The sequence below is a fragment of the Aetokthonos hydrillicola CCALA 1050 genome, from assembly GCF_017591665.1.
GTDB lineage: Bacteria > Cyanobacteriota > Cyanobacteriia > Cyanobacteriales > Nostocaceae > Aetokthonos > Aetokthonos hydrillicola.
Window position 1 is genome coordinate 1 of sequence record NZ_JAAKGC010000193.1, and the last position, 5,573, is coordinate 5,573.

Genomic DNA, 5,573 nt, shown 5'->3' on the forward strand with positions numbered 1-5,573 from the left:
CTGATAAAGGCTTAAGATATTTAGCAAATTCTCCGTATACTCTCTCATATAGGAGAGGTTGCCAAATATAAAGTTGATAGGGTTATTAATTTCGTGGGCTACACCAGCAACCATTTGCCCCAAGCTAGCCATTTTTTCATGCTGGATTAATTGAGTTTGTGTTTGTCGTAATTCTTGGAGCATTTGCGACAGTTCTGCTGCTTGTTGCTGAACCTTTTTAATGTACTCGGCTTGTTGAATCGCTATCATTAAATGTTCAGCAATTTGCTGAATAAACTCAATTTCACATGCTTTCCACTCACGAGGACGACTGCACTGATGAATACAAAGCAATCCCCAGAGTACATCGCCGTTTAGTAGAGGTACTATTAAGTTAGCGCGAACTTGGAATTTTGCTAAAATTTCAGCATGACAATCGGTTAAACCAGCGTTATAGATATCAGGAACCGCTTGTATACGCCCTTGTTGGTAATGAATAGCAAACTTTTCCCCAAAGCAATAGTCATGGACTTTTCTTGCGATCGCGGAATCCCAACCTGGTGCTACATCTTCAGAAACAAATTCTCCTTCCCAATTTGCTTGGGGATCAAAGCGAAAAACACCAACTCTGTCGGCTTTAAGCAGTTGGCGTACTCCGAGGGCTGTACTCTGAAAGATAATTTCTAATTGTAGTGGCTTTCTAATTAAAGAAATTACATGTGCTAAAGTTTTGTGCTGTTCAATTTGCAGCTGGTAGTCAGCAGCAGTCATCGAGTCTGATTGATTTTTCGACGAGATCGGGCTTTGCATGCTTTTGAAGATGACTATTTTTCACACTTAGTCTTCCCCAAATTGATTAAGATCTTAAAAGAAAATGAGTTACAAGGGCATGGGGCAATGGGCATGGGGCATGGGGCATGGATTCGAGCGCCGCTTTTATCAATACAAGTCTTAAAAAATAAGCATACAAAAACACGGGGAGGAACGAACTTCCCCGCGTCTCCGTATCCCTGTTTCTTTGCGTCCTCTTTAGGGAGCGTTATCGGTTACCGTCTAGAATATTGACAGCCGCACCCGCCGCTGCACCACTGATAGCATCTTTGACAGGATTACCACGGTGGATAATTGCACCGGATACTGTACTAGCTGCTGCACCCACTCCAACATCTTGAACTAAACTACGCTTCTTGTTCTTTGCGCGTCTATTACTATTAGCAGCATTCGCAGCAGCACCCGCAGCTGCACCATTAACTCCATTGGTTAGAACATTACCACGATGAAGGACTGCTCCAGAAACCACACCCGCCGCTGCACCGATACCGGCACCTTTTAGTATATGATCATCGGCAGCAGCAGGTTTATAAGGGAGTAGCGAGACACCCACTACACTTGTAGCCATCAAGGTGGGTAAAAATGAGTGTTTGAGAACTAGATTCATAAGTTATCCTTTCCCTCTTCTAAGAAGACAGAATAGTTTCTTCACATCCATAGGGATGTTTTTCTGTTTTGTGGTAAGACAGTATAAAAATCTTTATAGTTCCCGTAACCGAGATCCGCAGTAAGAAGAATGATACCTCGTTATCTCAATCCCACGTTCCTCCTATATTTGAATCCAATACTCAAAAATTTGACTTTGATAATATGATACTCTGAGGATATTTGTTGAAAATCGTGAATCAAGAAAACAAACTCTTATCTAAAATCCTGTTGGGAGGAGCATCTGATGCAGATATCCCTTTTGCTCAACTATGGCAACTCTTGAAAAATCTAGGCTTTAATGAACGAATTCGCGGTAGCCACTACATTTTTACAAAAAAAGATGTGGAGGAAATATTAAACCTACAGCACAAGAAAGGAAAAGCCAAACCATACCAAGTTAAAAAAGTTCGTGCAGTGCTTCTTAAGTACCAGCTAGGAGGTAAACAGAATAATGCTCCGTTATGAAATTATTCTTTACTGGAGTGAAGAAGATCAGGCGTTTATTGCTGAAGTACCGGAATTGCTAGGTTGCGCTGCTGATGGTTCTACATATAAGGAAGCAATATGTAATGTAGAAGTTGTGATGCAAGAGTGGATCGAGACAGCAAGAGAGCTAGGACGTTTCATTCCTGAACCGCAAAAACGCCTGATGTCTATCCGTGCGTTGGAATAAAACTTGTTTGAGTAGATTCACACGGATAGAAGTTCGGCTTAAAATTCTGCTCCCAATTGATAAACCATCCTTAGCATTTTTTGAGCCAGTTTCTCGTCTCCTAACCTTTTATAAATACTGTATGCCCGACGATAGTAGGATATAGCTTCGAGAGGGCTACTTAAGCGGTGGAAAGTTGCACCAAGAGCGAATAAAACCTTAGCTTCTTCTGCAACATTTTTTAATTCCTGAGCAAGGAGTAAAGCAGACTGTAAAAATCCTATTGCTTGGGGATATTGTCGTTCACAGTAATATATCCCCCCAATGTTTAAAAGTAGCTGTTGCTGGCTTTGTTTTGCTCCTATGTACTGCAAAATTACTAAAGACTCTTTATAGTATGCTAATGCTTTATTACAACTTCCAATCTGCCGATATATACTAGCAATTCTAGATAATGCAGCAGCCTCTCCAAATTGATCGCCAACCTGTCTAATAACGCGCAGAGATTTTAAATTATATTCAATTGCTTCCTCAAGTTGATTGGTTTCAACAAATACATCGCCCAGTGCCTGTAAAATGGCACTTTGTAGTCTTTTATCTCCTATTTCTGAAGCAATCTTTAAGGCTTCCGTAAAAAAGTCGGTCGCCTTTTGATATTGCTCAAGCCCTTTGTGTGCATAGGCAAGAGTATGAAAGCTGTTAATTAAAAGGTTTTTGTTGTTAGTTTCTACTGCGATAGAGAGCGATTGCGTGCAAAACTTAATTGCCATTTCCCAATCTCTTAGATGAAGATAAATACGACCGAGATTTGCTAATGAATCTCCCTTCGCTTTTATATCTTCTCTTTCACAAGCAATCAGGAGCGCCTTTTGCTCGTAATCAATTGCGTGCTGATAATTCCCCAAAAATGGACAAATATTTTCTGACGAATTCAAGGCACTGGTTTGCCAAATCCGCTCATTCATTTTGCAACTCATAGCAAGCCGATTTTCAAATCACTGAATAGCTTGGTGATACTGCCCCGGATTTTGGTGACTTAGTTTTTTCTAGAAAAAACCAGAAATGAAAACTCCAAAAGCTTCTATAAAATAGAAATCAGAATCGAGAATTAAGGATTCAGTTAAGAACTTGATGAGGATTTAAACCCCTTTATTCATTCGCTAGTTGCTCAGAATTTAGCATGGATTCTAACTCATAAGTCCTGATTTCTGAATTCTTTCTCTTCATATATTTGGAGATTCTTGAAAACGGTAGTCCCTTAAACTCGTTGTATTTATAAAGAAGAATTCAGGAGTCAGGAGCCAGGAGTCAGTATCATAAATACTGGTTTAAAACCTAGTTTACTCGTTACCGAGACAGGGGTTGAATTCAGTTATCAGTGTTCAATTGATAACTGTTTTATAGGTTCTGTATTCTGGCTCCTGTATTCTGTCTCCTGACTCCTTTTTATAACAGCCTGTTTCCAGACTTACAAATGATTTTTACCAATTTTACACGATTTTTTATAACCTTGTAAAACTGGATCATTTAAGGGTAGATGACATTAATATATTTACTATACACTCTTTCTTAAGATTTTATGCAATTAATAATTGTTACAGTGATACAGATCACTCTTCCAAAAAATTTATAAAAAAATTAACATACTTAAATCGTGTAAAAAAAGATATTCGACCTAGTTTTCACGGCTTCGATCTCCCTTTCATTATGCATTAATTCGCAATCCCATAATGACTAAATCGCGTTCAATCTCATCAAGTTGTGCAACATTAGGTAAATATCCCCAGCGTTGAAAGTTAAATTTTTCAAATAGCTTTAAACTTGGTTGGTTGTGGGCAAAAATAAAGCCTAATAAATTTTTTATACCTAAACTTGGACTATGCTCAATTGCTTGAGTTAAAAGCTTCTTTCCTAAACCTTGTCGCTGATAATCTGGGTTAATATAAATACTAATTTCAGCGGTTTTATAGTAAGCTGGTCGTCCATAAAAGGATTGAAAGCTCAACCATCCAGCAACTACACTATCTACTTGAATGACCCAAAGAGGGTATTTTGTTGGGGATCGCCCTTGAAACCAAGCTAAACGACTTTCTCTAGACACTGATTCTAAATCAGCAGTCGCCATACGACTAGGAATTGCAGCATTATAAATCGCTACAATCATCGACAAATCATTTTCAGTAGCATCACGAATTTTCATTTTCGGTTTTCAAGGGACAGAGGGAGCAGGGAGCAGGGAGCAGGGAGCAGGGGGGCAGGGGAGATGTTTATTTCATTTGTAGTTTGTGGTGTGCCGTCAGTGCGCATACGCTCAAACAACTGCAAGACATAATATCAAGTTCGCCACAATAATTACGATACAAATGACACAAAGAAATAAAGGAAGCTCTAATCTTAATCCCAATTTAAATAAATAGGGCAACAGCTTATCTATAGTCAGGGCACACCCTCACTCCCTTGCTCCCCCGCTCCCCCTGTCCCGCACGCAACTTTTGACTTTTGAATGCGTGACTTTTGACTTCCCCAAAGGGGCTACCCTCTACTCCCCAAAAGAGGAGCAGCACTGAGCAAGGTTCTCGTGTAGGGATGTTGAGGATCGTCAAACATCTGTTTTGTCGAGCCAATTTCTGCAATCTTGCCATTATACATGACAGCAATGCGATCGCATAAAAATTTCGCTAACAAGAGGTCGTGAGTAATAAACAAATATGTTAAATCAAATTCGGCTTTGAGGTGCAGCATCAGATCCAGTACTTGTGACTGCACGCTAGCATCTAACATACTGACTGGCTCATCACAAATCAGTAATTTAGGACGGGTAATCAAAGCACGAGCAATTGCTACTCGTTGCTGCTGTCCACCAGATAAATCTGATGGATAGCGATCTATATACGATTCTGGCGGGTTCAATCCGACTTTCTCTAGCATACACTGTACCTCTTGTTTTGCTTTAGATGCATCTGCAAGGTTGTGAATAATCATGGGATCAGCTATACTCTCCCCTACCGTCATTGCTGGATTTAAACAAGCATGAGGATCTTGAAACACCATTTGTATTTGTCGTCGACAAGATCGCATTTCTTGACGTGAGAGACTGGTTAGATCCTTTCCTAAAAACTCGACTTTCCCCGCTGTGGGACGAATCAGTTGCAATATTGTCTTGGAGAGTGTGCTCTTACCACAACCTGATTCCCCAACCAATCCTAAAATTTCCCCTGGATAAAGTTCTAGGTTGATCCCATCCACTGCTTTGATGGTTTGGCTTTGCTGCTGAAAGAACCTTTCGATAAAGTTAGGTTCTAAAGTGTAGTAATGTTTTAAATCTGTGACGCGCAAAATCGGTGTAGCAACGGATGCGTTATCTGCTTTGATTTGCTCATGGGTTGCGCCTGCTTGAATGTGTAAAGCAGCTTCAAGGAGCGATCGCGTATATTCGTGCTGTGGTTGTTGGAAAACACTTTGG

Annotated in this window: 7 protein-coding genes; 2 read left to right on the forward strand and 5 right to left on the reverse strand. The window is 40.1% G+C overall.

Annotated elements, in window-relative coordinates:
• Both G4P69_RS35175 and G4P69_RS35180 read right to left on the reverse strand, forming a co-directional pair.
• The coding region (locus G4P69_RS35175) for a GAF domain-containing protein (RefSeq protein WP_208354559.1) at nt 1-789 on the reverse strand (789 nt) is incomplete at its 3' end.
• 229 nt (nt 790-1,018) lie between these two features.
• Nucleotides 1,019-1,417 carry a hypothetical protein gene (locus G4P69_RS35180; protein WP_208345191.1) on the reverse strand — a complete coding sequence of 133 codons (399 nt, stop codon included), beginning with the start codon at nt 1,415-1,417 and terminating at the stop codon, nt 1,019-1,021.
• Between the two features lie 233 nt (nt 1,418-1,650).
• On the opposite strand from G4P69_RS35180, the gene G4P69_RS35185 reads away from it, so the two are divergent.
• Both G4P69_RS35185 and G4P69_RS35190 read left to right on the forward strand, forming a co-directional pair.
• Nucleotides 1,651-1,923 carry a type II toxin-antitoxin system HicA family toxin gene (locus G4P69_RS35185; protein ID WP_208345192.1) on the forward strand — a complete coding sequence of 91 codons (273 nt, stop codon included), beginning with the start codon at nt 1,651-1,653 and terminating at the stop codon, nt 1,921-1,923.
• Nucleotides 1,907-2,131 carry a type II toxin-antitoxin system HicB family antitoxin gene (locus G4P69_RS35190; RefSeq protein WP_208345194.1) on the forward strand — a complete coding sequence of 75 codons (225 nt, stop codon included), beginning with the start codon at nt 1,907-1,909 and terminating at the stop codon, nt 2,129-2,131. The genes G4P69_RS35185 and G4P69_RS35190 overlap by 17 nt, the downstream gene beginning before the upstream one ends.
• A gap of 38 nt (nt 2,132-2,169) precedes the next feature.
• Here G4P69_RS35190 and G4P69_RS35195 read toward each other — a convergent pair whose 3' ends face one another.
• From G4P69_RS35195 to G4P69_RS35205, 3 genes are all read right to left on the reverse strand, one after another.
• Nucleotides 2,170-3,075: a tetratricopeptide repeat protein gene (locus G4P69_RS35195; RefSeq protein ID WP_208354561.1), complete on the reverse strand. Its 906-nt coding sequence runs from the start codon at nt 3,073-3,075 to the stop codon at nt 2,170-2,172.
• A gap of 740 nt (nt 3,076-3,815) precedes the next feature.
• Nucleotides 3,816-4,310, reverse strand: a complete 495-nt coding sequence (locus tag G4P69_RS35200) for a GNAT family N-acetyltransferase (protein ID WP_208354563.1) — start codon at nt 4,308-4,310, stop codon at nt 3,816-3,818.
• Nucleotides 4,311-4,642: 332 nt separating this feature from the next.
• A partial coding sequence (locus G4P69_RS35205) for an ATP-binding cassette domain-containing protein (RefSeq protein WP_208354565.1) occupies nt 4,643-5,573 on the reverse strand: 931 nt, incomplete at its 5' end.